Origin of the sequence: Bernardetia aquimarina (assembly GCF_042180575.1) — a bacterium.
Classification (GTDB): domain Bacteria; phylum Bacteroidota; class Bacteroidia; order Cytophagales; family Bernardetiaceae; genus Bernardetia.
Genome location: NZ_CP170094.1, coordinates 2408198 through 2434281 on the forward strand (window position 1 = coordinate 2408198; position 26084 = coordinate 2434281).

20 protein-coding genes and 1 pseudogene are annotated in these 26084 nt (G+C 30.6%); 10 read left to right on the top strand and 11 right to left on the bottom strand.

The window, feature by feature from the left end:
• The first annotated feature begins 114 nt into the window (after window positions 1-114).
• Window positions 115-753: a phosphatase PAP2 family protein gene (locus ACE193_RS10230; RefSeq protein WP_375562875.1), complete on the top strand. Its 639-nt coding sequence runs from the start codon at window positions 115-117 to the stop codon at window positions 751-753.
• 224 nt (window positions 754-977) lie between these two features.
• On the opposite strand, the gene ACE193_RS10235 is transcribed toward ACE193_RS10230, so the two are convergent.
• On the bottom strand, window positions 978-1949 hold the full coding sequence (locus ACE193_RS10235) for a hypothetical protein (protein WP_375562876.1): 972 nt from the start codon (window positions 1947-1949) through the stop codon (window positions 978-980).
• Between the two features lie 17 nt (window positions 1950-1966).
• Window positions 1967-3604 (bottom strand): OmpA family protein, encoded by a 1638-nt coding sequence (locus ACE193_RS10240; RefSeq protein ID WP_375562877.1) that lies wholly within the window; start codon window positions 3602-3604, stop codon window positions 1967-1969.
• A gap of 198 nt (window positions 3605-3802) precedes the next feature.
• Here ACE193_RS10240 and ACE193_RS10245 point away from each other — a divergent pair, with 198 nt between their 5' ends.
• The 3 genes from ACE193_RS10245 (at window position 3803) to rimK (ending at window position 6446) form a co-directional block, all read left to right on the top strand.
• Complete coding sequence (locus tag ACE193_RS10245; protein ID WP_375562878.1) at window positions 3803-4606, top strand: ABC transporter substrate-binding protein; 804 nt, start codon at window positions 3803-3805, stop codon at window positions 4604-4606.
• A 190-nt stretch (window positions 4607-4796) separates the two neighbouring features.
• On the top strand, window positions 4797-5390 hold the full coding sequence (locus ACE193_RS10250) for a hypothetical protein (RefSeq protein WP_375562879.1): 594 nt from the start codon (window positions 4797-4799) through the stop codon (window positions 5388-5390).
• Between the two features lie 180 nt (window positions 5391-5570).
• The gene (gene rimK, locus ACE193_RS10255; RefSeq protein WP_375562880.1) at window positions 5571-6446 is read left to right on the top strand and encodes a 30S ribosomal protein S6--L-glutamate ligase; all 876 of its coding nucleotides are present in this window, start codon (window positions 5571-5573) and stop codon (window positions 6444-6446) included.
• A gap of 122 nt (window positions 6447-6568) precedes the next feature.
• Here rimK and priA read toward each other — a convergent pair whose 3' ends face one another.
• On the bottom strand, window positions 6569-9130 hold the full coding sequence (priA, locus tag ACE193_RS10260) for a primosomal protein N' (RefSeq protein WP_375562881.1): 2562 nt from the start codon (window positions 9128-9130) through the stop codon (window positions 6569-6571).
• 1070 nt (window positions 9131-10200) lie between these two features.
• Between priA and ACE193_RS10265 the strand changes: the two genes are divergently transcribed.
• Both ACE193_RS10265 and ACE193_RS10270 read left to right on the top strand, forming a co-directional pair.
• Window positions 10201-10713 (top strand): RNA polymerase sigma factor, encoded by a 513-nt coding sequence (locus tag ACE193_RS10265; RefSeq protein WP_375562882.1) that lies wholly within the window; start codon window positions 10201-10203, stop codon window positions 10711-10713.
• Between the two features lie 177 nt (window positions 10714-10890).
• A complete protein-coding gene (locus ACE193_RS10270) occupies window positions 10891-11784 on the top strand; it encodes a phytoene/squalene synthase family protein (protein WP_375562883.1) in 894 nt (297 codons plus the stop codon).
• A gap of 148 nt (window positions 11785-11932) precedes the next feature.
• On the opposite strand, the gene ACE193_RS10275 is transcribed toward ACE193_RS10270, so the two are convergent.
• The 8 genes and pseudogenes from ACE193_RS10275 to ACE193_RS10310 form a co-directional block, all read right to left on the bottom strand.
• Complete coding sequence (locus ACE193_RS10275) at window positions 11933-12331, bottom strand: DUF1987 domain-containing protein (RefSeq protein WP_375562884.1); 399 nt, start codon at window positions 12329-12331, stop codon at window positions 11933-11935.
• Between the two features lie 34 nt (window positions 12332-12365).
• Entirely contained in the window at window positions 12366-12932 is a 567-nt protein-coding gene (locus ACE193_RS10280; RefSeq protein ID WP_375562885.1) for a SiaB family protein kinase, read from the bottom strand.
• 70 nt (window positions 12933-13002) lie between these two features.
• Entirely contained in the window at window positions 13003-17508 is a 4506-nt protein-coding gene (locus ACE193_RS10285; protein ID WP_375562886.1) for a PAS domain S-box protein, read from the bottom strand.
• A 92-nt stretch (window positions 17509-17600) separates the two neighbouring features.
• Entirely contained in the window at window positions 17601-18005 is a 405-nt protein-coding gene (locus ACE193_RS10290) for an STAS/SEC14 domain-containing protein (RefSeq protein WP_375562887.1), read from the bottom strand.
• A 232-nt stretch (window positions 18006-18237) separates the two neighbouring features.
• Window positions 18238-18366, bottom strand: a complete 129-nt coding sequence (locus ACE193_RS10295; RefSeq protein ID WP_375562888.1) for a hypothetical protein — start codon at window positions 18364-18366, stop codon at window positions 18238-18240.
• 274 nt (window positions 18367-18640) lie between these two features.
• Window positions 18641-19207, bottom strand: a pseudogene (locus ACE193_RS10300) (IS630 family transposase); the annotation flags it as partial.
• A 31-nt stretch (window positions 19208-19238) separates the two neighbouring features.
• A complete protein-coding gene (locus tag ACE193_RS10305) occupies window positions 19239-19682 on the bottom strand; it encodes a helix-turn-helix domain-containing protein (RefSeq protein ID WP_375558679.1) in 444 nt (147 codons plus the stop codon).
• 180 nt (window positions 19683-19862) lie between these two features.
• Entirely contained in the window at window positions 19863-21467 is a 1605-nt protein-coding gene (locus tag ACE193_RS10310) for a M28 family peptidase (RefSeq protein ID WP_375562889.1), read from the bottom strand.
• Between the two features lie 231 nt (window positions 21468-21698).
• Between ACE193_RS10310 and ACE193_RS10315 the strand changes: the two genes are divergently transcribed.
• The 4 genes from ACE193_RS10315 to ACE193_RS10330 all read left to right on the top strand — a co-directional run bounded on the left by ACE193_RS10315 (window position 21699) and on the right by ACE193_RS10330 (window position 26084).
• Window positions 21699-22163, top strand: coding sequence for a hypothetical protein (locus tag ACE193_RS10315; RefSeq protein ID WP_375562890.1), 465 nt, complete (start codon window positions 21699-21701; stop codon window positions 22161-22163).
• Between the two features lie 236 nt (window positions 22164-22399).
• Window positions 22400-23917: a TolC family protein gene (locus ACE193_RS10320; protein WP_375562891.1), complete on the top strand. Its 1518-nt coding sequence runs from the start codon at window positions 22400-22402 to the stop codon at window positions 23915-23917.
• A gap of 84 nt (window positions 23918-24001) precedes the next feature.
• Window positions 24002-25309: an ATP/GTP-binding protein gene (locus tag ACE193_RS10325; RefSeq protein WP_375562892.1), complete on the top strand. Its 1308-nt coding sequence runs from the start codon at window positions 24002-24004 to the stop codon at window positions 25307-25309.
• Entirely contained in the window at window positions 25299-26084 is a 786-nt protein-coding gene (locus ACE193_RS10330) for an RloB family protein (protein WP_375562893.1), read from the top strand. The genes ACE193_RS10325 and ACE193_RS10330 overlap by 11 nt, the downstream gene beginning before the upstream one ends.

The window sequence follows — 26084 nt, forward strand, 5'->3', positions numbered from 1 at the left end:
CTCCTACATACTTTAGCTTAACAATATAGCTTTTTGTTTCTATTTTAGAAATACTAAAAACCTAAGAACTCTATTTATAGAAATTCTTAGGTTTTTTGCTTTATATTGTAAATTATGAAAAAACTTAAACTATTTCTTCTAATCTCTCTAGGAGTTCTGCTCACTTGTAGCCTATTTATATTCTTCTTAGACAAACCTTTGACAATTTTTCTTCATTCTTTTAAAGGAAGTGTAATCATTAACACATTTGAAATTATTGGGAGAGGTTTTGAAATAAATGCTATTCCAGTTTACATGTCTTTGTTTATTATATCTATAATTTTATTTCGTAAGAAATACATTTTTAATTTCTCCTTCTTACTCATATCTGATATGGTTTGTCAGATTTTGACATCTTTATTAAAACGTTTTTTTGGTAGAAGTCCTCCATTTTCTATCATAGATAAAGATATTTACACTTTTTTTGGAGATTGTCAATATTGTGAGAGTTTTCCGTCTGGTCATACAAGTAGTGCATTTTGTATGGCTCTTTCAATAGGTTTGTTATATCCTTCTTTGTGTCCGATTTTGTTGTTTTATGCGTGTGCTGTGGCTATTGCTAGAGTAGCTACTACACTTCATTATTTTTCTGATATTGTTTTTGGAGCTTATCTTGCCTTTCTTGTGGTTTATTCTATTTATTTTGTATTTAATTTTACGACTAAACAGTTTGAAAAATTAATTGCCCATATAAATATTCTTTGGAGAGGATAAATAACCTTTTTTTACCTACTCAAAACTGAACAACTATTCAATTTTTAGAGGAGTTTTTGATTTTATCCAACCTGCTACTTTAGATATTTCTTTTCTATCATTAGATTTATTACGGCTTTTGTAGTGGGTCTGACTGCATTTTTTGTATAATTTGAAATGTTGTAACTGATTGGCGAGTGATTTATATGATTTTTATGATAAATGCGAATGACTTTTTTTGATAATTATTCAGATTCAATTTTTAAAGGAGTTTTTGATTTTATCCAGCCTGCTAGATGAATTTCATCTTTTTCAAAAGCAATCCAAGTATCTGACATTCTTCTTTCAATAGATTTAGGATTAAAAACAACAAAGTACCAATATATATTTTCTTCTTTTTTATAAAAAAACACTTCTCCTTTTTGATTTGGTTTTATACATGCGTAAGCTCCTTTTTCCAACTCATTTAATTTTTTTTGTCTAGGAGAAGCATCTCTATAGCTTATAACCCTCAAGGCTGTATCTAAATTTGAATATGTAAAAAGAGAAAGACTATCAGTTGTTTGTATAAAACCTTTTCTTTCTGTTTTTTTAGGGATTTCCATTCTATCCAAATAACACATTTGACTTTTTCTTATAAATTCTTCATTTTCATAGTCATAAACTTCTTCACACAAAAAATCATTCGCACAACAACCATATTGCATTACTTTTACACTTAATTTTCCTTTTCTAAAATGAATTTCTGTCATTTCTCCCCACCACGATTTCATTACTTTAAACTCTCCTTCTTCATTTCTCTGCCAAATCGTAGTAAGCATTTCTGATGTAGAACCATAAGCAAATGGTTGAATAATATATTCAATTTCTTTACTTTTTTCTGCTTTGATAAAAATCCAATTTTTGACTTCAGAAGTCTGATATTTAGAATAACCTCCAAATGTTCCGTCTTCTAAAGTATCAGTTATTATAAGTTTGTAAGTATAACAAGCATTAATTACTGTTTTATTTATATTTGCGTGAAAGTCTTCAGACACCCAAACTTTTTCACATTTTTTATTAAGAATTTTTATTCTTTCTTTTAAAGATAGTGTAACTGTATCAGCATTTATTTTTGGAGATTGTAACCCTCTATGAGATTTTGGAAATTGCCCAAACCCCTCAAACCCAATTCCCCAAAAGAGAACAGAAAACAGAACCAAAACTTTGATTTTCATAGCTATTTTTAATTATTTTATTGAATAGAAATTTCCACACGTCTGTTTTTGCTACGTCCGTTCTCTGTAGCGTTGGTTTGTGTAGGATTTTTTTCGCCTTTTGGAGTAATTTTGATTTTAGATTTGTCAATTCCTTTACTTTCTAAGAAATTTTGAACAGATAAAAGTCGTTTTTGAGATAAAATTTCATTGTAATTATCACTTCCCTTTGAGTCGGTATGACCTGTAAGAATTATTTTTTTGTTAGAATCTGAATTATCTTGATTGAATAATTTAATAAGATTTTCTAAAACTTGAATAGAATTTTGGTCTAATTTGTTTGAATCAAAATCGAAATAAACATTTTCTATATCTGTAATTTTGCTTGTTTCTGTTTCTTCTTTACAATCATTTATTTGCGTTTTACCTAATTCTAGTTTTGTATATTTTTTTACCTGTGGAATTTCTATTTTTTTAGTTTCATAATAGGGTTCTTGGTCAAATCCTTTTTCAGTTTCGATGATTTGTTTGTATGACTTTTTAGTTTTTGGAGGATTAGAAACTAGCAAAACATATTCGCCTTTATTTCTTGCATTGGTAAAACTAACACTAATTTCTTTGTCATTTTCATCGTACAAACTCACTTTTGCATCAATCGGATTTCCATCACAGCCAACAATATTTCCTTCCAAAAGCAACGTAGGCGAAGGTTTTAGCTTGGGCGAAGCATTGATTAAATCAGCATAAAAAATATCGCCTTCTCTCACAAAATAGGCAGCCTCCCCAGAAGCCGTCAAAACAAAACCATAATCATCTTTATTGGTATTGAAGGGCGCACCAATATTAAAAATCTCAATCGCATTGCCATTTTCATCAAGCAAAGCCTTAAAAATATCAAGTCCTCCAAAACCACCATAACCATCAGAAGCAAAATAAACCGTTTTATTATCAGCAGCCAAAAATACCGAACGTTCATTTTTTGGCGTAGAAATAGGCATTTCTGTACAAACTGACCATTTTCCAGTAGAATCTTTTTTACTCCAATACAAATCCATATCTCCATTATAATCAGCACCAGCAGCCACAATAAACGTAGAAAAATCAGAAGAAACACTCATTCCATCTGTCGCATAGCCTCCATATTTTGAAAATCCTTTTCTAAAAAAAATATTTATTCCTTGTCCTAATCCTCTCATGTTTGTCCAAGAATTGCCTTTTGCTTTAGCTTTATAGTAAGGACCTCCTTCTGCTATCCAGTTTCTTCGCCACGATTGAAAAACTACTTGTTGTCCATCTTGACTAACAAAAGGCTCGTCTTCTCCTGAAGAACTATTGATACCTTTTAGGTTTTGTGCTGCTGTCCAATTTCCAGTTGAATCTTTTTTAGAAAAATAAATATCTCCATCAAAACGTGGTTTGTCCTTGTACATTCCAGACCGTATAGACCAACTTTGTCCACCTCTGATACTCATAAAAAACAAATATTTTCCGTCTGGTGTAACCGATAAATTTGTTTCTCTACTCTCCGAATTTAAAACATCAATAGATTCGATATGCACAGAATCTGGATGCTGCAAAATAGGTGGGAGTTTGGAATCTTGAGCGAAAATAGAACTAACTTTGAAAATCAAAATTATTGATAATACAGGCAAAAAATAGAATTTATTGATTTTCATATTCGAATCGGATTGAAATAGTTTTTGTTAAAGGAACGGAAACAAGATAGTAATATTTCATAATTAGTAGGTCAAAAGGCTTGCCTTTGACTGTATTCTTATTTTTCTGAATAAAAAATCATTATCTTAACTGTCAAAGGCAAGCCTTTGCCCTACAAAATACATTGTATTTTATCAAATCAATCAAAAAACAAAAAAATGCCAATTTATACCGACCAATTAAACAGAAAAATAGACGTAAAAGAGTTTCCAAAACGAATTATTTCTCTTGTTCCTTCTCAAACAGAACTACTTTTTGATTTGGGAGTAGGACAAAATGTAGTCGGAGTTACGAAATACTGTATTCATCCAAAAGAAAAAATCAAGAAAATAACGAAAGTAGGAGGAACAAAAGATTTTGATATTAATAAAATCATTGAATTGAATCCTGATTTGATTATTGCCAATAAAGAAGAAAATTATAAAGAAGGAATTGAAGAGTTAGAAAGTAAATTTTCCGTTTGGATAAGTGATATAACTGATTTGAGTTCTTCTTTAGAAATGATTTTGGAAGTAGGAAAATTAGTACAAAAACAAAAAGAAGCTAAAAGTTTCGTTTACAAATTGAATCAAGATTTTCAAGAACTAAAAACTCTAACTACTGAAAATCACAAAACGCTTTATTTTATTTGGAAAAACCCTTTTATGGTAGCAGGAAAAGATACTTTTATTGATGATATTTTGCAAAGAACTAATTTAGAAAATAGTACTGATGAAAAACGTTATCCTATTATTGATGCAGAAAAAATCAAAAAATTGAACCCTCAAATCATTTTACTTTCTTCCGAACCTTATCCATTTAAAGAAAAACATATTCAAGAATTTGCTAGACTATTGCCAAATGCCTACATTAGAGTAGTCGATGGCGAGTTGTTTTCGTGGTATGGAAGTAGATTAAAATATACTACTGATTACTTAAAAGAACTACAAAAAGATATCAAATTGCACTTTAACAAGATTTAATTAAACTAAAAAACTCATTTTTCGACTTTTTTCATTCAATAGCCAATAATTGGCGTGGTTTGTGTTTTTTATGAAGCACATTGTTGTGAGAAACAATCAAAGAAACTTTATTCTACTTACTTTACTTTATTAAATCACTCTATTAATTTTTACGATTCTTATCCCAAACCTTATTTATAAAATGATAAACATGACAAAAACAATTCAAAAAATTGCCCTTGCTTCTCTCTTTATTTTTTTTGTTAGCAGTAGTTATGCAACAACTTCATTTAGTGAATATTATAATTCTATTTTTGCTGATTTGAGTGCTAAAAGTGAAATAAATGAAGTAAAAGACAACCCTCGTGGTTATTTAGTTCGCAAAGGTGTAAAATACAAGTGGGAACTAGAACAATCTGCAAGACCAGGACAATATACCTATTTTGTTCATAGAGAAAGAGGTGGTAAATCAAATCTTGTTTATAATACAACTATGGTAGCCATAGACAAACGCAGTTCAACAGGAGAATATATTATTAAAATATTTTACTCTGTAAATAAAGGTTATAAATGGGATATGGACAGAAATACAATGCTTAGAATCACATATAAAAAAGATGGTTCGGTAGATTATCAAGCAACAGGACAAATGTCTAAATTTGAAGATAATGGACACGGACTTTCAGCAGCACAATTCAAACAAAAAACAGCTTTAAATCCAAACTTTACAGATACATTTGTACGTCATGCAGCAGCTTCTATTTCGTATGCGATTTATAAGTATCCAAAAATGATGAAATTATAAGCAAAGAAATACCGTTTCACTTATCTTACGCAAAAAGCGACTTCTCTATCTAAAGAAGTCGCTTTTTTTATGCTTTTTCAAGTTAATATTAATGGCTACTCGTTTTTCTATTTTGAATTTAAGAGATTTAATTCTTATCTTTTGAGAAAGTATTTACACAAAACATTTAAAATAAACGTCATGAAATTAGCCATCTTGTCGGCAAACAAAAATCTTTATTCTACTCAGAGAATTATTGAAGCAGGAGAAAAAAAAGGACACGAAATGATCGTTGTAGATCATACAAAATGTGATTTGGTAATCCAAAAAAAGAAACCAAGTGTCATTTATAAAGGGGAAGAATTATCAGATATTGAAGGTGTAATTCCACGTATTGGGGCTTCCGTAACTTTTTTTGGAACAGCCGTAGTGCGTCAGTTTGAAATGATGAAAATTTTTACGGCTACCGAATCACAGGCGTTAGTTCGTTCTAGAGACAAGCTAAGAAGTCTTCAAATTTTGGCTCGTGCAGGTCTTGATTTACCAAAAACAGTGTTTAGTAATTATTCAAGAGATGTTACAAGTGTGGTCGATAAAGCAGGTGGTGCACCTTTGGTTATCAAACTTTTGGAAGGAACACAAGGATTAGGAGTAGTTTTGGCAGACAATCGAAATACAGCCGAATCTATGCTAGAAGCATTTAATGGCTTAAAAGCTCGTGTTATTGTACAAGAATTTATCAAAGAAGCAGGAGGAGCAGACATTCGTGTCTTTATTGTAGATGGTGTAGTAGTAGGTGCAATGAAACGACAAGGAAAAGAAGGAGAGTTTCGTTCAAACCTTCATAGAGGAGGTAGTGCAAATATTATTGAACTGACCGACCAAGAAGAAAATGCTGCTCTAAAAGCTGCCAAAGTATTAGGTTTGGGAGTAGCTGGTGTAGATATGTTACAGTCTTCAAGAGGACCACTTATTTTGGAAGTAAACTCTTCTCCTGGATTAGAAGGCATTGAAAAAGCAACAGGAAAAGATATTGCGACAGATATTATAAAATACATGGAACGAAATGTAGAATAACATAAGTTCTTACTTTCAAAAAATTAGAATCACAATTATTATTTTTAGAATAGTAATTGTGTTTTTTTGATTCTATTGAGAAGGACTTGGAGTGGTTTGAGGAGAAGAAAAAGTGAGTAATTCTAAACAAAATCCACATCAACCACAACATATATTTTCTTGAATGATTTATCTGTGTAAAGTTCATCAATTTGAAATTGAATAAACTCTTTTGTTTTTCTTAAATCAAATTGATTACGTTCTAATTTTATTAAAATGGCTTGTTGGAATTTATTTCTGATGCGTTCAATAATTGGAGCTTCAGGTCCTAAAACACGCTGAGGACTAAGTTTTGATTGAAGTTTTTTGGATAAAATAAAAGCTGCTTTTTGTGCCATTTCTCGCTCTTCATGTCTAACCATAATTTTTATTAGTCGTGCAAAAGGAGGATAATTATATTGTTCTCTTTCCATAATTTCTTGATTATAGAAAGTTTGATAATCATGAAGAGAAATAATAGAAAACAGTGGATGCGATGGCGCATTGGTCTGAATAACTACTTTTCCGTTTCCACTTCTACGCCCAGCACGTCCACTGACTTGCATAATAAGTTGCATAAAACGCTCAGAAGAACGAAAATCTGGAAAAAATAGAATTCTATCAGCATCAAAAACACCTACTAGATTTACCTTTTCAAAATCTAATCCTTTGGTTATCATCTGTGTTCCTACCAAAATATCAACTTCATGCTTTTCAAAGGCATCAATAATTTTTTCGTAGCCTGTTCGGGTTCGGGTTGTATCTTTATCCATTCTTGCAATCCTACTTTCGGGTAGCATAACTTGCAAATCTTCTTCTATTTTTTGCGTTCCAAAACCTATCGGATATATTTTTGTAGAATCACACACTAAACACGTTTTAGGAATTTTGGTATGAAACCCACAATAATGGCAACGCAACTCATGTATTTTTTGATGATAGGTAAGACTGACAGAGCAGTTTTGACACTCTGGAATCCACTCACACACTTCACAACTCAAATAGGGAGCATATCCACGACGATTTTGAAAAAGCAAAACTTGTTCATGATTTTCTAAAGCAGTTTTCATTTGTTCAAAAAGCTCTATTGTAAATTGTTCTTTGAGTTCTTTTCGTTTTTTGGATTCTCTCAAATCTACCAACTGAATTTCGGGCAAAGTAGCCTCTCCAAAACGCTGCAAAACTTCTACTAAACCATACTGTTTTTGCTTGGCTAAAAAATAACTTTCCACCGACGGAGTAGCCGAACCCAAAACAACTTTTGCTTGATGTTTATGAGCTAAAATAAGTGCAGTATCACGAGCATGATAACGTGGCGCAGGGTCGTATTGCTTATAGGAAGGGTCGTGTTCTTCATCAACGATTATCAAACCCAAATGCTCAAAAGGCAAGAAAACAGACGAACGAACACCAATTACAAAATTAATATCGCCATTCAAAACACCTTTCCAAACCTCTACACGCTCATTATCCGAAAAACGAGAATGATAAACACCAACAGCATTTCCAAAAATTCGCTTCAAACGAACTACAATCTGACTGGTAAGCGCAATTTCAGGCAAAAGCATCAAAACTTGACTTCCACTTTGCAACACTTGTTCTATCAAACTGACATACATTTCTGTTTTTCCACTTCCTGTTACCCCATGTAAAAGAACCGTAGATTTGTCTTGGAAATGCTCAAAGATTTGATTTACTGCATTTTGTTGGGTAGAAGTCAGATTAATTACTGATTCTGTTTGTGTCCATTCTTCAAACTCAAAACGAGAAAGTGTCTTTTCAAACTCTTCAAAAATTCCATTTTTTATTAATGTCTTCAACGAACTTGCTGATAGATTTTCTCCTAATAACTCCTTTTTCGAAATGCTTTTTGGATAATCTTTTATTGGGTTTTTGGATAGATAAGTCAGCAAAATTTCTTCCTGTTTTGTACTTCGTGTTGTCTTTGTGAAGGCTTCAGCCACTCCTTCTTGACTTGCGTATTCTTTAGCAATTCGGATTTGCTTTTCTTTTAATGGACTATATTTTTCCTTTAATTCTTCAAAAATTATTATGATTCGCTTTTGAGTTAGCTTTTTAATTACTTGATAAACATCTTGTAAATCTAACTTTTCGCCTGCTTGCTCGTAGGTCAATGAATTTTCTAATTCTAGTAGATTTATTAAACGAACCTCATCTTTTGACAAATCGTGTTCTTTTATGATTTGCAGTTTTTCTTCACTCTCATCTATTTCTTTGACCAATTTATTTTTCCAATCAGGGTGTAATTGCAATCTACTTGTACTACTCAACTTCAATCCAGAAGGCAAAGCTGCATTCATTACCTCACCAATCGAACACATATAATAAGAGGCAATCCAAGTCCAAAACCAAATTTGAGTTGGTGTAATGAGTGGTGTTTCATCCAAAAGCTCTAAAATATATTTTGCTGAATATCCTTTTGGAGCTTGTTCTGTAACTGACTTTACCACACCTGTAAGTACTCGTTTTTTTCCAAAAGGAACAACAACACGAACACCCATTTGAATAAAATCATTTAATTCATAAGGAATACGATAAGTAAAAGTTGTTTTTAAAGGAACAGGAATAATAACCTCTGCAAAAAGTGTTTTTCTTTCTGTAGAAATGGTATTTGAAGTATCAGAAAAAGATTGAAAAAGTGACAAATTGAGCAGATTAAGAGATAAAAATTAAAGTGTTGCACAAAAGCTAAACAACTCTAAATACAAGGTCATAAAATAATTGTTGATACAACTATACTAGAGATTTTCAGAAGCACAATGATACGAAGTTCGTTATTTTTTTTGAAAAAATATAGAAAAATAAGCCGTTCAATGAATAATAACATTCTTTTTTTACTCAAAAAACACCCTAATATAAAAGAGCTGGTTGAACCAAAATTATAATCATTATTTTATTTTTTTAGAAACATCATCTCTTCTACTTTTTACCAAAACTCTACAGTTTATACTCTTTACCATCCAAATGAAATTTGGAGAAAGTATATTAGGTATGTTACAAATGAACAGGAATATTACCTAAAATTTTATAATAGAACGCTTTTAGATAATTATGTCGCTGTTTATATTGATGTAAGTGGAAGAAAAGAAATGTAGCGAAATTTATTATATAAATTAATAAAGCTGTTATGTAAAAAAGCTCTTTTTAGTGAAAAAAAAATAGAGTTAATCTTTTAAAAAAACAACTCTAATAACATAAAACTAGCTTACTACGCCCTTTTTTCAAAAAAAACAGAAAATTCTAAACAATTTGAGATGTTTTTCAAAAAATGTGTAACCTTTCAAAATAAGTTCCGTTATATAGACAAGTAGCTGATAAAAAAATCATTTTTTACAGTTTTTTTATTGATTTGCTTCTTAATTTTCTGAATAAACTTGATAGTTATTTCAGAAAATCATTTTTTAATCTTAGTTTTTTGTATTCTACAGCTTTAATTTTATTTACTTCACTTTCTTTTATTTTTGTGATTTGATATTTTAGAATGATAATTTATCAAAAATTCATCTTTTAATAATCTTGTAATGTTTGGTTTTTTCCAAAAAAATGCTATCTTAGATTATAATAAAAGATATTTTAGAAAATAATTGTACAAACAATCATTTTGTTTAACTTTTTTAACTAAATAATTACACAAAAATTTGGATTTTCGTTTAATAAACATTAGCTTTGTATTAAACAAAAACAAATACCTCCAAACTTCAAAATTTTTTTAACTATGACAGCCTTCGAATTTGGATTTGCATTACAAAAAATAGCTTACTCTTTGCGTCCTTTCGCATTGAAGCTCACTAAAGATTCTGATGAAGCAAATGACTTGCTTCAAGAAACAATATTAAAAGCCTTTACCAACCGTGAGAAATTTACGGAAGGTACAAATTTAAAGGCGTGGTTATATACCATTATGAAAAATACATTTATTACGAATTATCAGCGTTTGGTACGTCGTAATACATTTATTGACACTACCGAAAACTTACACTTTCTCAACTCTTCTAATCACGTAGCTGCAAATGGTGCGTATGGAGATTTTATGATGCAAGATGTAGTTCGTGCGATTGATAGACTAGATGATGCTTATAAAGTTCCATTTATGATGCACTTTAGAGGTTTCAAATACTACGAAATTGCAGAACGTTTAGAGATTCCTATTGGAACGGTAAAAAACAGAATTCATATTGCACGTAAGGAACTAAAAGGTAATTTGAAGGTATATGCCTCAAAAAACTAATAAGTCCTTATTACTCTGAATTTTACATTAAAATATTAAAAAAAAACGCACATTTTTTTCAAACAAAAGTGTGCGTTTTTCTATTTTGAAAAAAGAACATACTTATTATACTCTCTATTTCGTTTTACTAAAAAAACAGTATTAGAAATAACTACTAAAAAAATTTATAAAGTTCTTATGAATACTATACCCTCCTCTACTTTTAATTCAGCAGGAACTGATACTATTTCAGACTCTATGGCACTTTATAATACAACTGCCTTGAAATGCAGTAAATTAATTACTCAACATTACAGTACTTCTTTTACTTTGGGAATTCAGACATTACACAAAAAGTTACATTTTCCTATTTATGCTATTTATGGATATGTGCGTTATGCTGATGAAATTGTAGATACTTTCCATGATAAAGATAGAGCTACTTTATTAGCTCGTTTTAGAGAAGATACTTATCGTGCTATTGAAGAAAAAATAAGTACTAATCCAGTTATTCATTCTTTTCAACTTGCTGTTGAGCGTTATTCTATTGAAAATGAACTTATAGAAGCCTTTTTGAATAGTATGAAAATGGATTTGGACAAAAAAGAATATACCGATAATAAATACAACGAGTATATTTATGGTTCTGCTGAGGTAGTAGGTTTAATGTGTCTTCGTGTTTTTTGTGAAAATGATAGTGAACTGTATGATGGTTTGAAATCAGGGGCAAGAAGCCTAGGAGCAGCTTTTCAAAAAGTAAATTTTTTGAGAGATATGAAAAGTGATTTTGATGAACGTGGACGAGTTTATTTTCCTGATGTTGATTATTCACAATTTGATGCCCACGCAAAAATTCAAATAGAAAACGATATTCAAAAAGATTTTGATGCTGCTTATGACGCTATTTTGAGACTTCCAAAGCCTTCAAGAATGGGAGTTTATTTGGCTTATGTTTATTATCTCAAGTTATTCAATAAAATAAAACAATCCTCTGCTCAAGCAATCCTTTCAGAACGTATTAGAGTTCCTGATAGCAGAAAAATGTTCTTATTAGTAGAAAGTTATGTGAAACATCGCTTAAACTACATATAAATAATCCGTTTTATACTTAGAGACTTTAAATGTCTTTACTGTTTTATTCTTATTATTTTAATAGAGCCTAAATCTCAACTGTCTGACACTATAAAGTAGTGTCTTGACAGTTTAAAATTTATATTGGAAAAGATAAATAGATATGATTTTAATAACTGATAATATTCAAGTGCATATCACTTTCATCCATAAAATCCTCACCTTCTATTCTCATATCATCGTGGTCTTCTTCAGGGTAATACCAATTAATAGTTATTTGTTTTCCCTCATCTTGAAACTCTTTAAGCAGACGAAATAAATCTAATAAAGCTCTTGAAGAACTTGTATTAAAATAAGAAAGTTTACAATCTAATATTACTTGTTGGTGATTGGTAAAGTATTCTTTAAACCAATTCATTAGATTATCATAAAACTCAAAAGCATCTTCCAAATAAGATTCTCCTTCAATAAGGCAATGCTCTGCATCAGCATCAAAATTTACATAAGGTACAAAGTAGGCATCTTTTTTACTTTCTACTACTAAATTTTTACCATTTTCTGTAAACATAATTTATAAGTCAATTTTAAATTGTGAAAAGTTTTTATTTTTCGATAGTCGAAGAAATTATAAAATAGGAGTTTTTATCATCTACTTCTTTAGATTCTACTTGTAGAGGGTGTTCTGATTTGAGAGCTACTTGTATAAGTCCGATATTTCCTCCTTTTTGTTCTTGAGTACGTTCTAGACTCCTAACTTCTTTTTTTAAAGCTCTCAACTCCTCTGTACTAAGTCCATTTATTTGTTCACACTTAGCAATAATTTCCTTTACTTTTTCTGAAGGAACAAGATTACCAGCACTTAAAATAACTTCTGTGTCATTGTTGTGTATAACGACAGTTCCTACTCCATTATTTTTTTTCTCCTCTTGTGAATATTTAATATCCTTTTTGGTATCTTCATCATAGAAAAAATTTGATTCTTCTGAATAGTAAGCAATGTTTTGTGCTAGTTCAATAAAAATAGAAAATAGTTTTGCACTCATACGTGGATTATCAGCAAACCTTCGACGTAATTGCAAACTTATATTTGCTAAAATATCTTTATCAAATGGTCCTTTGTAGTAGAGTACTGCACTTTGAGAGTCTAAACGTGTATGATAATCCATCATAGTTGATAAACTTGTTATAATAAAAAATTAAGTATATTAATAGAATAGGTTGATTTTGATATATTTAGTTTTAAACTTTAAAACCAAATACAGTTATATCATCTCGCTGCTCTGTTGTTTGTTGATGTTTAGCAAGGCGATCTTCAAGAATTGTCTTTTGTTCTTTTGCTGGTAAATCTCCAACTTCTATTAAGAGTTCTCTAAATTTTTTCTTGGAAAAACTCCTTCTTTCATTGTTAGCTTGATCTGCATATCCATCAGTAGCCAAAAAGACAGCATCCTGTGTTTGAAGCATTATTTCTTCTTGCGTATATTTTCTCTCATCATCTCGCTTCCCACCACCAATAGAACGCCTATTACCTTTTATTTCGATAAGTTCTTGATTTCTAACAATGTATAGGTTTTGTTTGACACCACCAAAAGTTAATAGAGTTTGACCATTTGATTTTTTTTCTATCAAACAAAGCGTCAAATCCATTCCATCATTATTTGCTCCTTCTTTCTGATTGAGTTTTTTGACAACTCCTTCATGTAATTCTTGCAATATTAGATTAGGCTGTAAAATTCCTTTTTGGTTAATCACTTCACTCAAAATATTAGAAGCCACCAAACTCATAAATGCTCCTGGTACACCATGCCCTGTACAATCGATTACTCCCACAAGAGTTTTGTTTTCGTGGTGGGACAACCAATAAAAATCTCCTGAAACAATATCTTTAGGTTTATAAATAACAAAACTTTTGGGTAATACTTCTTCAATTAGTGTTTTTGAAGGTAATATAGCTTTTTGTATTGTTTCTGCATAACTAATACTTTTGGTGATTTGTCTATTACTAATTTCAAGTATATCTTTTTGATATGCTAATACTTCTTGTGTCGTTTGTAGCTCTTCCATGTTTTGACGAAGCTCTTCCTCTTGTGTTTGCAAGGCATCAAAACTTTCTCTTAATTTAATATCTTGCGTTTTCATTTTTTGAAAAGCCTTTTTGAGGACAGCTTCATTAGAGGCAAGTTTTTCGTTTTGTTTTTCCAATGAAACTTTAGCTTCTTCTACTAATTTTTGCTTTTGCTCCATGGCTTCTTGTGTAGCTTCTAACTCTTCCATATTTTGGCGAAGCTCTTCTTCTTGTGCTTGTAAAGAAGTAAAACTATCTTTTAACTCTTTTTCTTGCACTTTCATTTTATGGAAAGTCTTTTTGAGGACAGCTTCATTAGAGGAAAGTTTATTATTTTGTCTTTCTAGAGATAGTTTGGCTTCTTCTATAAGAATTTGTTTTTCTCTCATCGCTTCTTGAGTAGCTTGAAGTTCTTCCATGTTTTGACGAAGTTCTTCTTCAGAGGCTTGAAGTCTTTGATTTTGATCTTGAATTGATTTTTCTAAATCTTTCTGTGCTGTAATATCAATTTGCACAGTGCCTAAAGAAATAGGTTTTTTTGTATTTGGATCTCGTATGACAAAAACATTTGCAAGTGTATCAATATTTTCTTTTGTAACATAGTTTTGAATTTGATGTTCTCCTTTCCACTCCCCTTGTTGCATTACAGTCGGTATAATCACTGTCTGAGCTTGCTTTTTACCTTCTTCATTATGAAATTCTGAAATAGTTCTGCCTTGGTAATTTTCATGGAATCCTGATAAAACTTTTCCTTTTTCATTAAGGAATTCTATTTTACCACTCATATCAGCAATAGCAACTAAACCATCTACATTTGTAATTACACTTACAAGTTTCTCTTGTTCCAATTGAGTAGTTAATAATACCTCTTGAGTAGCTTGAAGTTCTTCCATGTTTTGACGAAGTTCTTCTTCAGAGGCTTGAAGTCTTTGATTTTGATCTTGAATTGATTTTTCTAAATCTTTCTGTGCTGTAATATCAATTTGCACAGTGCCTAAAGAAATAGGTTTTTTTGTATTTGGATCTCGTATGACAAAAACATTTGCAAGTGTATCAATATTTTCTTTTGTAACATAGTTTTGAATTTGATGTTCTCCTTTCCACTCCCCTTGTTGCATTACAGTCGGTATAATCACTGTCTGAGCTTGCTTTTTACCTTCTTCATTATGAAATTCTGAAATAGTTCTGCCTTGGTAATTTTCATAGAATCCTGATAAGACTTTCCCTTTTTCATTCAGGAATTCTATTTTGCCACTCATATCAGCAATAGCAACTAAAGCATCTACATTAGTAATTATACTTACAAGTTTCTCTTGTTCCAATTGAGTAGTTAATAATACCTCTTGAGTAGTTTGAAGTTCTTCTAAATTTTGTCTTAGCTCTTCTTCTGTTGTAACTAATTCTTGATTTTTATTTTGGATTTCTCTTTCTTTTTCTTTTCTTTCAGAAATATCTTGAAAAATAGAAATAGCATACTCTATATCTCCATTATCAGTCCGTATAGGAGAGGCATTTGCTTGTAATGGAATACGCTTGGAGTCTTTAACAATTTCCATATCATCTGTACGAATTTCTTCACCTTGAAGAGCACGAATAAGAGGCAATTTTTCCAGTGGATAGTCCTCATCTGTGCCTGCTATTTTGGCTGGATAAACAGTAGCTATATTCTCACCTTCGCCAATGTCTCCTGCATCTCCAAGTAATTTTTTTGCTATATCATTGGTAAAAAATGGAGAACCTTGTTTATCAATAATAGCAACTCCAACAGGAATTCTATCTAAAAAACGGAATAGTAATTTTTCATTTTGTTTTACTTTTTCTTGCTCTTCTAATTGTTGTTGTGTTTTGGTAGCAATCGTAATAATATCTGCTATTCCTTTGATAAAAGAAATATCTTCAATTGTCCAATTTTTATATTGTCTTTGAGTTTCACAGCAAATAACTCCTGCAAGCTTTCCATCTACAAAATAAGGGATGTCTAACACAGAGTTTATCTCAAGTGGAATAAGATAAGTATCTACAAACTCTACTAAAGCAGGATGATTTTGAGCAAAATCAGCAATTATACTTTTCTCTGCTACTAAATCAGCAAAATATGTTGGTGTATCTTTTTGTTTTATTTCGACACCTTGAGTAAAAACAAACCCCTCTTTAGTAGTTTCACATTGCTTCTGAGAAATAATTTTGGCTTCGTCATTAGTGTCATATTTCCAAATACTTACACGCTCTATATTTAAGATTTTAGCAGTTTTTTTAGTAATTACTTCAAAAGCAACATCTAAATTACCAGAATAAATATCTGAACTTTTATTCAATTCTAAGAGAGCTTGACTATTTCTATCTGTAATATCACTTTTTTCTTTTATTTCATTATTTACTTCTTGGATATAATCTCGTTGAGCTTCTAACTCCTCTAGATTCTGTCTTAGTTCTTCTTCAGTAGTTTGTAATTGTTCTTGATTCACTTGGATTTCTAGCTCTTGATTTTTTCTATCAGTAATTAGATAACGAATAGATAAATATCCTTCAATTTTGCCTTCACTATCCACTACAGAGTTAATAACTGTATCTACCCAATAATAAGAGCCATCTTTTGCTTTATTTTTTACATCAGCACGCCATGTTTTTCCTCTTGAAATATCTCTCCACATAGATTGCCAAAACTCTTTTGGATGATGTGTTGAATTTACTATTCTATGATCTTTACCCAATAATTCTTCTTCTGAATATTGAGAAATTTGACAAAAATCCTCATTTACTTTTATGATTTTGCCTTCTTTATCTGTCATGGAAACAATTGCACTCTTATCCAAGACATCTGTAATGGCAATCATTTTTCTATTTTGCTCTTTTAATTTTTGTAGTAATAAATCATTATTTTGTTCCATTACTTTCTGTGCAGTAATATCCTCAAATATTCCGACAAGCCCAAATACATCTCCTTTCTTATTTTTAAGAGGTATTTTACTAGTTTTTAGCCATGTTTTTTCGCCATGTACATTTGTTTGAGCCTCTATGATATTAATTTTTGGTCTATCATTTTGCATTACATATTTATCATCTTCTTGATAGGCTATAGACTCTTCTTTTGTCCAAGGCATATCAAAATCATTTTTCCCAATCAGTTCTTTAGTATCTTTGACTCCACCTATTTGTGCCAATAGTTTGTTCGCACCTAAATATGCACAATCTAAATCTTTCCAAAAAATACCTTGTGGGAGATTATCAATTACCAGTTTGAAAATATTCTTTTCTGTTTCTGTTTCCTCAATATTCTTTTTTAAATCTTGCTCTATTTTTTTATATTCTGTAATATCACGCAGTACAGCCTGTATGAATATTTTTTTATCCACCTCAATCTTAGATAAAAATATTTTTACATCTATTTTTTCACCTTTTTTATTAACGAATTTCCATTCAAAAATATCTTTCCCTGCTAGTACACATGTATTCAAATGATTCTCTAATTCAGAAATTTTATCCTCATTTGGAGAATTTTTTAGAGTAAAATCAAATAGTGTTTTATTTATAAGTTCTTTTTCTTCAACTTGAAAAAGAATTTGAGCCAATTCATTATACTCAATGATTACTCCATCTTGTAAAACAAGAATAGCATCTGGGTAATTTTTATAAAAAGATTTATATAGTGGCAGTTCGTTTCCTATTATATTTTGATTCATGAAAATAAAGTGTAATTAATAGTAGTTAGTATCACAAGTATTTTAAGCGAAAAGTAAATGAGTCCTTTTTAATTAAATTTTGCTATGTAAAATTAAATATTCATTATCCACTCTCTTGCTTCTTCCTTATCATCAAAGTATTTTGTAATTATTTGCTGTCCCACTTCCTCTTCCATTGCTTGTTCGATAGAGAGTTGAGCTAAAAACTCTGTACTCATCACAATAGCAAGTTTGCTAAACCCCTTTTCCATTACAGGGGCAAATATATTCTCATTCATCCATTCTTGTACTTCTGGACTTACCACAAACCCCAACTGTTTTATATTACCTAACACTCGTTTTGTCTTTTGTTCTAACATAAACTTGAGAAGGTTTACATGTTCATCTTTGTATTCCTCAGAAGTCATATCTGCTGTTGCTGGTAACCAAGTTAATTCTAACAAGTGCTGTTCAGCAACAGAATCTATTTGTAAATAATTGCTTTCATATATTCTCATATCAAAATAAATATTAGGTTGTTGTATGATAGTAAATAAATAAAAAGTGTTGTTATAGTATAGCTCAAAAAAACGAGTTATCTAATAAAATACATTTGCTTGATTTCTAAATATAAAAAAAAAATATTCTTAAAAGGTAAATATTCTGTGATAACTTAAAAAAAATCGATAAAACTTTATAAAAGCTCTACCCCTTAATATATTTATTAGCTTAATCACATATCAATAATTATTATATATTTAACCACTTTCTTGCCTCTTCCCTGTTATCAAAATATTTTGTATTTATAGCACTTGTATTAGTACTTATATCGTCAGTAAGTTGCTCAATAGATAGACTCGCAATAAATTCTTTAGGCATTATAAATGCGTGTTTAGAGTAATTTGTTGTTTGCATTAAAGGTGTTGTAACTGTGTTGATAGCCCATTCTTGTAATTCAGGTCATGGGTAACATGAATAAAGAAACATCTGTCAATACATAAGAAACTTTGCTTTTCTGTACAGCATCTTTAAAGACTAAGAGTAATTTCTTAAAATCTTCTTCAGATAACGTTTCCGACTTTTCATTCCAAGTATCTATGAGAAGATTATTTTCCTCTTCTACAGCTATACTTATATAAGTAGTTAGACATAATTATCGTAACAATTTTCCTTTATATATAGTAAAATCAATTTTATACTTTTTACTATTGTATTTTTTTAGAATATTTTTTACAGCTTGATGTAAGTCTTCTTTACTCGTGAAATCTTGAGGTCTTAACCACTCTATTTTGATTTTTCTCCATAGTGTTTCTATGGGATTCAAATGTGGACTGTAAGAAGGTAAGTAGAAAATAAGTACTCCTTTCTCTTCCCATTCCTCTATTTTCTCTTCTATTTCTTTAGAAATATGCCAAGGTCCATTATCTAACACTAGAACAGTCGTTTTTTCAATTGTTTCTACAAACTGATCTATACAATCAATGATAACTTTAGAATTAATGTTTTGGGTGCTTACAAAACTGCTTAGTTCTCCACGCAAGTTAAGCAATCCAAATACATTTAAATTACCTCCCTTACTACTTTTAATGCCTACTTGTTCTCCTATTCTACACCAACCATAAGGAACATTGGGTTCTAAATTGAAGGAAGACTCATCACAAAAACGCAAATCTATACAGCCTGCTAAAAATAAAAGAATGAGAAATTCTAAACTACGTTTTTTTTCTTCATATACAACAGGGTCAGGTTTCTTAACAGTTACTTTTCTGAAGCGTTTCCAACACCATTTTTTTTTTAAGCAACCTTTTTAAAGTCTTGACTGACATAGATTTACCCAATTCCTCTTCCAATTGAGAAACAACTACTTTCAAACTTTGAGGACTGGCTTCAACTAGAGATTCTACTTTATTCATTTCTTCTTCATTATCTATACGAAGAATAGGGCGACGACCTTGTCCTTTACTCGTCTCTAATCCTGCTATGCCCTCTTTTTCATACCGATTAAACCAACGAATAACTAATTGGCGAGTAACTTGATAAAAATCCATTATCTCACTAACCTTTTTTCCTTGATGGCTTAAAAGAATGTAATGACAACGAGTACGGAAAGTTGATGATTTACCTTCTTTCCAACCTTGCTCTAAGGAAGATACTTCCTCTATACTCAAACTAATAAAACGTTTTTTTCCTCTCATAAAACAAAGATAAAAAAAATATTTAATAATTTTGTCTAACTACTTAATCATCTTGATAAATAATCTTTTTTTCCATTTGATTTTTGTTAAAATAATTATTAGAATATTCTCTAGCCCAAATAACCTCATTTATATGCAGATTATAAAGGCTAAAGAATCCTTTATCTAACCAATGTATGATTAATTATCATTTTTAATTCGCTCTTCTCTGTTTACTAAATTCCAAGCTGTTGCAAAAACCAAACGAGTAATTTCCTGCATTTTACCAAAATGAATTTTATCTACTTCGTCAGTATGTTGGTGGTAATCATCATGAACTCCATTAAAATAAAAAATAACTGGAATATCATGTTTTGCAAAGTTGTAATGGTCAGAACGATAATAAAAACGATTTGGGTCGTCTTTGTCGTTGTAAGTATAATCTAATTTTACATTTGGAGCATACATTTTGGCACTTGCTTCACTAAGGTCATGTAACTCTGTCGAAAGCATTGTTGAGCCAATTATATATACATAATTTGGGTCGTCTTTGTGGTCTTTATCCATTCTTCCAATCATATCAATATTGAGATTCGAAACTGTATTTTTGAGAGGAAAAACAGGATTGTCAGAATAATAACTAGAACCCAAAAGTCCTTTTTCTTCGCCAGTAACTAGCATAAATAAAATACTTCTTCTTGGTGTATTTCCTTCTTTTTTAGCTAAAGAAAATGCTTCTGCTAACTCCAAAACTCCAGTAGTTCCAGAACCATCATCATCTGCTCCATTATAAATTTTGCCATCAATGATTCCGATATGGTCGTAGTGTGCTGTAATTACGATAAGCTCTTCTTTTTTGTCTGTGCCTTCCAAAAATCCCAACACATTTTCAGTTTCTACTTTTTCAATTTTCATTTCAGAGTAAACTTTAGCTTTAGCTTCTTCGATGCCTTTGCCTTTTTTACTCCACTTTTTGAATGCTTTTTTCCATTTTTTGTCTGTATATCCTAAAAGGTTTGGTAATTTATCATTTGTTGAGAGAGCTACTAAGAAATCAGGTTTTTCTTCATTCTTATTTTTTGAAGAAGGAACACTCCATTGTGGATCTTTGAAATAATGACCATACATTTGGTCGAAGAGTGTATATTCTGGTTTTTTTGCTACAAGAATAATTCCCTTAGCTCCTTTTGCTTTTGCTATTTTTGCTTTAAAAGACATTTGTAGATAAATTGATTTTCTAGCTTCTTCATTTGGGATTAGGTTTTCTTGCCCTTTTGGAGTACCTATAATCACAACAACAATTTTATCTTTTACATCAATAGATTTGTAAGAAGAATATCCATCCTCTTCTTCTTCTTCTTCTTCTTCTAACCCATAACCAGCAAAAATAATATCGTTTTCTTCATTGTTTTTATCGCCTTTGAATGGGTTTGTTACAATAATCTCATCTTTCGAAAATTCAATTTTGCCTGTAAGTGTTTCGATTCTAAACTCTGCTAAAGAAGTTTTGTTAAGTTCGAATTTTTGAAAATAAGAACCATTTACAGGAGCTGTAAGACCAAGTTCTTTAAAGCGATTTGCGATATATTCGGCTGCCATTTTTTGTCCTTTTTCGCCTGTTTCTCTTCCTTCATATTCATCAGAAGCCAAAACAGAAAGGTGTTTTTTCATATCTGCCTTGTCAATATATTTTAAATAATTAGTTAACAGACTATCTGTTTTCTTTTGTTGCGCTTGAGCAAAAGTCAAAGAGAAGATTAAAAACAAAACTGAAAGTACAGTTTTATGTGTAGTAATTTTAAACATATTTGTTTTATAAAAATGAGATAATAAATGATTGAATTGTTTTGAAATAAGTAGTGCAATTTAATCAATTATTACAAACTCCATTTTGTCTCTCATTTCAAAAATAAGGTGTTAGAGCGTAAAATATCAATCCTTTATCTAAAAATAGCCTTAAAACTTATTTTTTTTACGGAACTTAGGGACAAAACCTATTAGAATTTTGAGTTTTAGTTTTTAATTCTTTACTATTCCATGGAACGTTTCATCGATTACTTAGTAGTTTTTGCTATGAGCATGTTCAAATTTATTTTTGGCTGTGTGGGTGGTGCTGTACGTGGATTTTCTTATTTCGAAACAGTACTAATTACAGTTTTAGGAATGATGACTAGTGTAGTCATTTTTACTTTTTTTGGAATTGCTATACGAAATTGGTTTTTTATTGCCTTTAAAAGGAAGAGAAAAGTATTTTCAAAACGCAGTCGTAGAATAGTAAAAATATGGCGCAAATACGGAATCATTGGTGTCGCCTTTCTAACACCTGTTCTTTTTTCTCCTATTGTCGGAACACTCATTTCTATTTCTTTTGGAGAACGAAAAGAACGAATTTTTTTTCACATGCTTTGGAGTGCTATCTTATGGGCAGTAATATTGTCTTATATTACCACCCAATTTGATATAGATTCAGCAAAGGAATTAAAAAAGTATTTTTTTAAATGATACATGTATTGCAATATTAATTGACTTGTGTAGTCTTTCAGCTCATAATTCTTCCTAAATAGTTTTTATAACTTGGCAGCAAAGACATAAGAACAAAACATCTAATAAGAATAAAATATTTTTTTTATAAAAAAAGCTAATAGTAAAACTATCTTTGTAAATTTGTGTTACTATCCTTTACTTTTTGCTATAATTCTAAGTTATTTACAAAAACTGTATTACCTCATTTTCTTAAAATGAACCACTCCAACTACTTTTTTATAAAGTTATTAATAGGCTGTTTTTTAGCTTTCAGTCTATTTCCTATTTCAGTTTTGAAAGCACAAACAACAGATTCTCTTCAAATTGAAAATGTTATTCAAGACCCTTTACTTGAAATTGAAACTGTTCCTATTCTTTCTTTATTGGATATTGAAGACACGCTTTCTTTGGCTGAAGTTTATGAAGTAATTTTTGAGTATCACCCCCTTATTCAGAAGGCAAAATTAATTCCTGCCCTTGCCATTCAAGATATTAGAAAGGCACGAGGGATGTTTGATCCTACTATAATGGGTGAATGGACAGAAAAGCAGTACAAAGAAACAGAGTATTATCAACGAATGAATGCAGAAATTAAAGTACCAACTATTTTGGGTTTTGATTTGAAGGCAGGTTATGAAACCAACTCAGGTGTGTATTTGAATAATGATGAAAACCTTCCAGATGAAGGGCTTTTTTATGCTGGAATAGAACTTCCTGTTTTAAGAAATCTAATTTTTGATGAAAGACGTGCGACCCTTCGGAAAGCACAAGTTTTTGCAGATATGGCACAAGCCGAACAACAAAAAGAAATTAATAAACTATTTTTTGCTGTGGCAAAAGATTATTGGGAATGGTATGCAGCGTATGAAAGTTTGAAAGTAGCAGAAGAAGGAATTGAAGTGGCAACAATACGATTTGAAGGTGTAAAAGATGCCTTTGAATATGGAAAATACCGAGCAATAGATACAACAGAGGCACTTATGGAATTACAAAAGCGAAAAGTTGAACGTCTTCAAGCTCTGATTGATTTTGAGAAAACTCGTCTTGCTCTTTCGGGTCATATTTGGTCAGAAGATGGAGAAGCACTTTTTATCAAACCTACGATTGCGCCTTCCAGTATGGGAAGTCAGATAGAAAAATTTGACCTTCAAAATATGCTTGCTACGGCTGCTGAGTTTCACCCCGAATTATTAAAGCAAAATTTCAAACTCAACACACTCAAAATAGACAAAAAACTTTATCAGTTTTCTTTGATGCCTCAATTAGATTTATCTTACAAACCTATTTTATATCCACGAAAAGCTAATAATTTGGCTCTAACAGAAGATTATAAATTTGGTTTGAAATTCTATGCACCTTTATTTTTAAGAAAGGAAAGGGCTAGTTTTGCTATGGCAAAAATCAAAATTCGTCAGCAAGAGTTAGATTTGAATTTTACGCAGCGAGATATTCAAATTGGGGTCGAACAGTCTTATATTCAAGTCAATCGTTTGGCTCAAATGGTCGAATTACAAAAACGAAATGTTCAAAATTCCCTCATCATGCGTGATGGAGAACAAACACTTTTTCAGTTAGGAAGTAGCACTGTTTTCTTGATAAATTATAGAGAACGGTATTATCTTGATGCTAAATTAAAGCTTATTCAACTAGAAATGAAGTATGCAAAAGCAAAAGCAGAATTACTTTGGAATAGTGGACAAAATGAATTTGTGGATTTGAGAGGGCAGGATTAGAATTTCATTAAAGACGAAACTATTTCTGATAATAAAGTGTATATTTGAGTAAATATTTCAAAAAATGGATTTATTATTACAAATATGCTTATTCAATTCACAGTCAGTAATTATAAAACGTTTGCAGAAGAAACTAAGATTTCCTTAGTCGCTTCAAAAGATTCTACATATAGAGATACAAATGTGTTTGATTCCAACTTCAAGTATGATTTGCTCAAAACGGCTGTTATTTATGGTGCTAATGCGAGTGGAAAAACTAAATTCATTGAAGCTTTAGGCTTTCTGAAAGAAATTGTCTTTGATTCTGCAAATTATCAAAGCACTAAAAAAATAAATGCTACACCCTTTCGTCTAAGTACTCAAAAAATAAATGAACCTTCTTTATTTGAGATAATTTTTATTGAAGATAATGTTATGTATAGATATGGTTTTGAAATTACAACGGAAAAAGTAGTTTCAGAATGGTTATTTATGCGACAAAATAATTCCAAACCTAAAGAAATTGAGCTTTTTTATAGAGAAGAACAAGAATTTGAATTTCACCCTAAACATTTTAAAATTAAAGATTTGATTGATAATAATAGAATCAAGACAAATTCTTTATTGCTTTCGGTTGCTGATGCTTCTAATGTAAAATTGGCAAAAGTGGTTAGTAAATGGATTAATTGGCAAATGCAGGTTATATCTGGTTTGAAGATGGATGTTTATTTAGAGTATACTGTTAATGAATTATCAAAAGATATAAATAAAAAAAACATTCTAAACTTCTTAAAAGATGCTGATTTAGAAATCATTGATTTACTACCTCAAATGAGTAAAATTAGTGAGCTTCCAAAACAAATTCAAGAAATTATTGCATCTAAAAATCAAAATAAAGAGGACGGTAATTTTTTCTCTGATGTTAAGACATTTAAGAAACAATATAATCAAGATAATGAATTTGTTGGACTAGAAGAGTTTTCAATGGACAATGATGAGTCTTTAGGAACAAGAAAATACTTTGCGCTTTCTGCTCCAATAATTGATGTGTTAGAAAATGGATTAATCTTAGTTGTTGATGAATTAGATGCTTCTTTACACCCTAATTTGACGCAAAAAATTATTGAGTTGTTTCATTCTAAAGAAACAAATCCAAAAAACGCACAACTTATTTTCAATACTCATAATACAAATCTATTAAACCCTAGTTCAAATCTTTTTAGAAGAGATCAAATTTGGTTTGTCAAAAAAGACCATTACGGAGCAGCTTCTTTGTATTCGTTAGCTGATTTTAAAACTAATGAAGTTAGAAAAGATGATAATTATGAAAAAGATTATATTGCAGGACAATATGGTGCAATTCCTTATTTAGGTGATTTTGAAACTTTAAAGAACAAAGAAAATGGGAACTAATCGAACGAATAAGGAAGAAAAAGAGAAAAAAGCTGCCGAAAAACGAGCTAAAAGAGAAGCTAGACGCATGAGTAAACGTCTTCCTATTGAACTAGAACGAAATGAAGAACCTATTTTAGAAAAGTTACCTAAAAAGGTACTGATTGTTTGTGAAGGAGAAAATACAGAACCTAGTTATTTTAAGCAGTTAGCTAGTTTCTATAAATTGACTTTCATAGATACGAAAAATATAATTGGAACAGGTTATACTCAAAAAAGAGTGGTAGAAGAGGCTGAGAAACTAGAAGAAGCTGAAAGATTGAGTTCAAGAGATAATTTTGATGAAGTCTGGTGTGTTTTTGACCACGACCCAAAACCAGATAATCCTACACAATCTCAAAATTTTAATGCTGCAATAGTAATGGCAGAATCAAAAGGATTTAAGGTAGCTTATTCAAATGAAGCCTTTGAATTTTGGATAATTCTACACTTTGAAGACCATCAAGGATCTGCAATGGATAGAGGTTTATATTATGATAAAATCAATGATTATTTGAAAGAACATAAACTAGAATATAACAAAGAATCAAAAATTATCACTCCTGAAATATTTGAAGTGCTACAAGCTATCGATGTAAAAACAGGAAAAGCAAGGCAAGATTTAGCTGTTGAAAGAGCACAGAAAATACATGAAAGATTTGAAAAAGATGACCTAAGTCGTTCGAATCCTGCTGCTGAACAATCTTCTACAACAGTTTTTAAGATGATAGAACGATTTATTTTGAAACCTAAATAA

Coding starts and splice junctions, on each gene's coding strand:
- ACE193_RS10240 (WP_375562877.1), bottom strand. CDS start 3,604: ATGAAAATCAATAAATTCTATTTTTTGCCTGTATTATCAATAATTTTG.
- rimK (WP_375562880.1), top strand. CDS start 5,571: ATGAAATTAGCCATCTTGTCGGCAAACAAAAATCTTTATTCTACTCAG.
- ACE193_RS10250 (WP_375562879.1), top strand. CDS start 4,797: ATGACAAAAACAATTCAAAAAATTGCCCTTGCTTCTCTCTTTATTTTT.
- ACE193_RS10330 (WP_375562893.1), top strand. CDS start 25,299: ATGGGAACTAATCGAACGAATAAGGAAGAAAAAGAGAAAAAAGCTGCC.
- ACE193_RS10310 (WP_375562889.1), bottom strand. CDS start 21,467: ATGTTTAAAATTACTACACATAAAACTGTACTTTCAGTTTTGTTTTTA.
- ACE193_RS10280 (WP_375562885.1), bottom strand. CDS start 12,932: ATGATGGATTATCATACACGTTTAGACTCTCAAAGTGCAGTACTCTAC.
- ACE193_RS10265 (WP_375562882.1), top strand. CDS start 10,201: ATGACAGCCTTCGAATTTGGATTTGCATTACAAAAAATAGCTTACTCT.
- ACE193_RS10305 (WP_375558679.1), bottom strand. CDS start 19,682: ATGAGAGGAAAAAAACGTTTTATTAGTTTGAGTATAGAGGAAGTATCT.
- ACE193_RS10290 (WP_375562887.1), bottom strand. CDS start 18,005: ATGAGAATATATGAAAGCAATTATTTACAAATAGATTCTGTTGCTGAA.
- ACE193_RS10325 (WP_375562892.1), top strand. CDS start 24,002: ATGCTTATTCAATTCACAGTCAGTAATTATAAAACGTTTGCAGAAGAA.
- ACE193_RS10230 (WP_375562875.1), top strand. CDS start 115: ATGAAAAAACTTAAACTATTTCTTCTAATCTCTCTAGGAGTTCTGCTC.
- ACE193_RS10315 (WP_375562890.1), top strand. CDS start 21,699: ATGGAACGTTTCATCGATTACTTAGTAGTTTTTGCTATGAGCATGTTC.
- ACE193_RS10235 (WP_375562876.1), bottom strand. CDS start 1,949: ATGAAAATCAAAGTTTTGGTTCTGTTTTCTGTTCTCTTTTGGGGAATT.
- ACE193_RS10285 (WP_375562886.1), bottom strand. CDS start 17,508: ATGAATCAAAATATAATAGGAAACGAACTGCCACTATATAAATCTTTT.
- ACE193_RS10295 (WP_375562888.1), bottom strand. CDS start 18,366: ATGCCTAAAGAATTTATTGCGAGTCTATCTATTGAGCAACTTACTGAC.
- ACE193_RS10245 (WP_375562878.1), top strand. CDS start 3,803: ATGCCAATTTATACCGACCAATTAAACAGAAAAATAGACGTAAAAGAG.
- ACE193_RS10275 (WP_375562884.1), bottom strand. CDS start 12,331: ATGTTTACAGAAAATGGTAAAAATTTAGTAGTAGAAAGTAAAAAAGAT.
- ACE193_RS10320 (WP_375562891.1), top strand. CDS start 22,400: ATGAACCACTCCAACTACTTTTTTATAAAGTTATTAATAGGCTGTTTT.
- ACE193_RS10270 (WP_375562883.1), top strand. CDS start 10,891: ATGAATACTATACCCTCCTCTACTTTTAATTCAGCAGGAACTGATACT.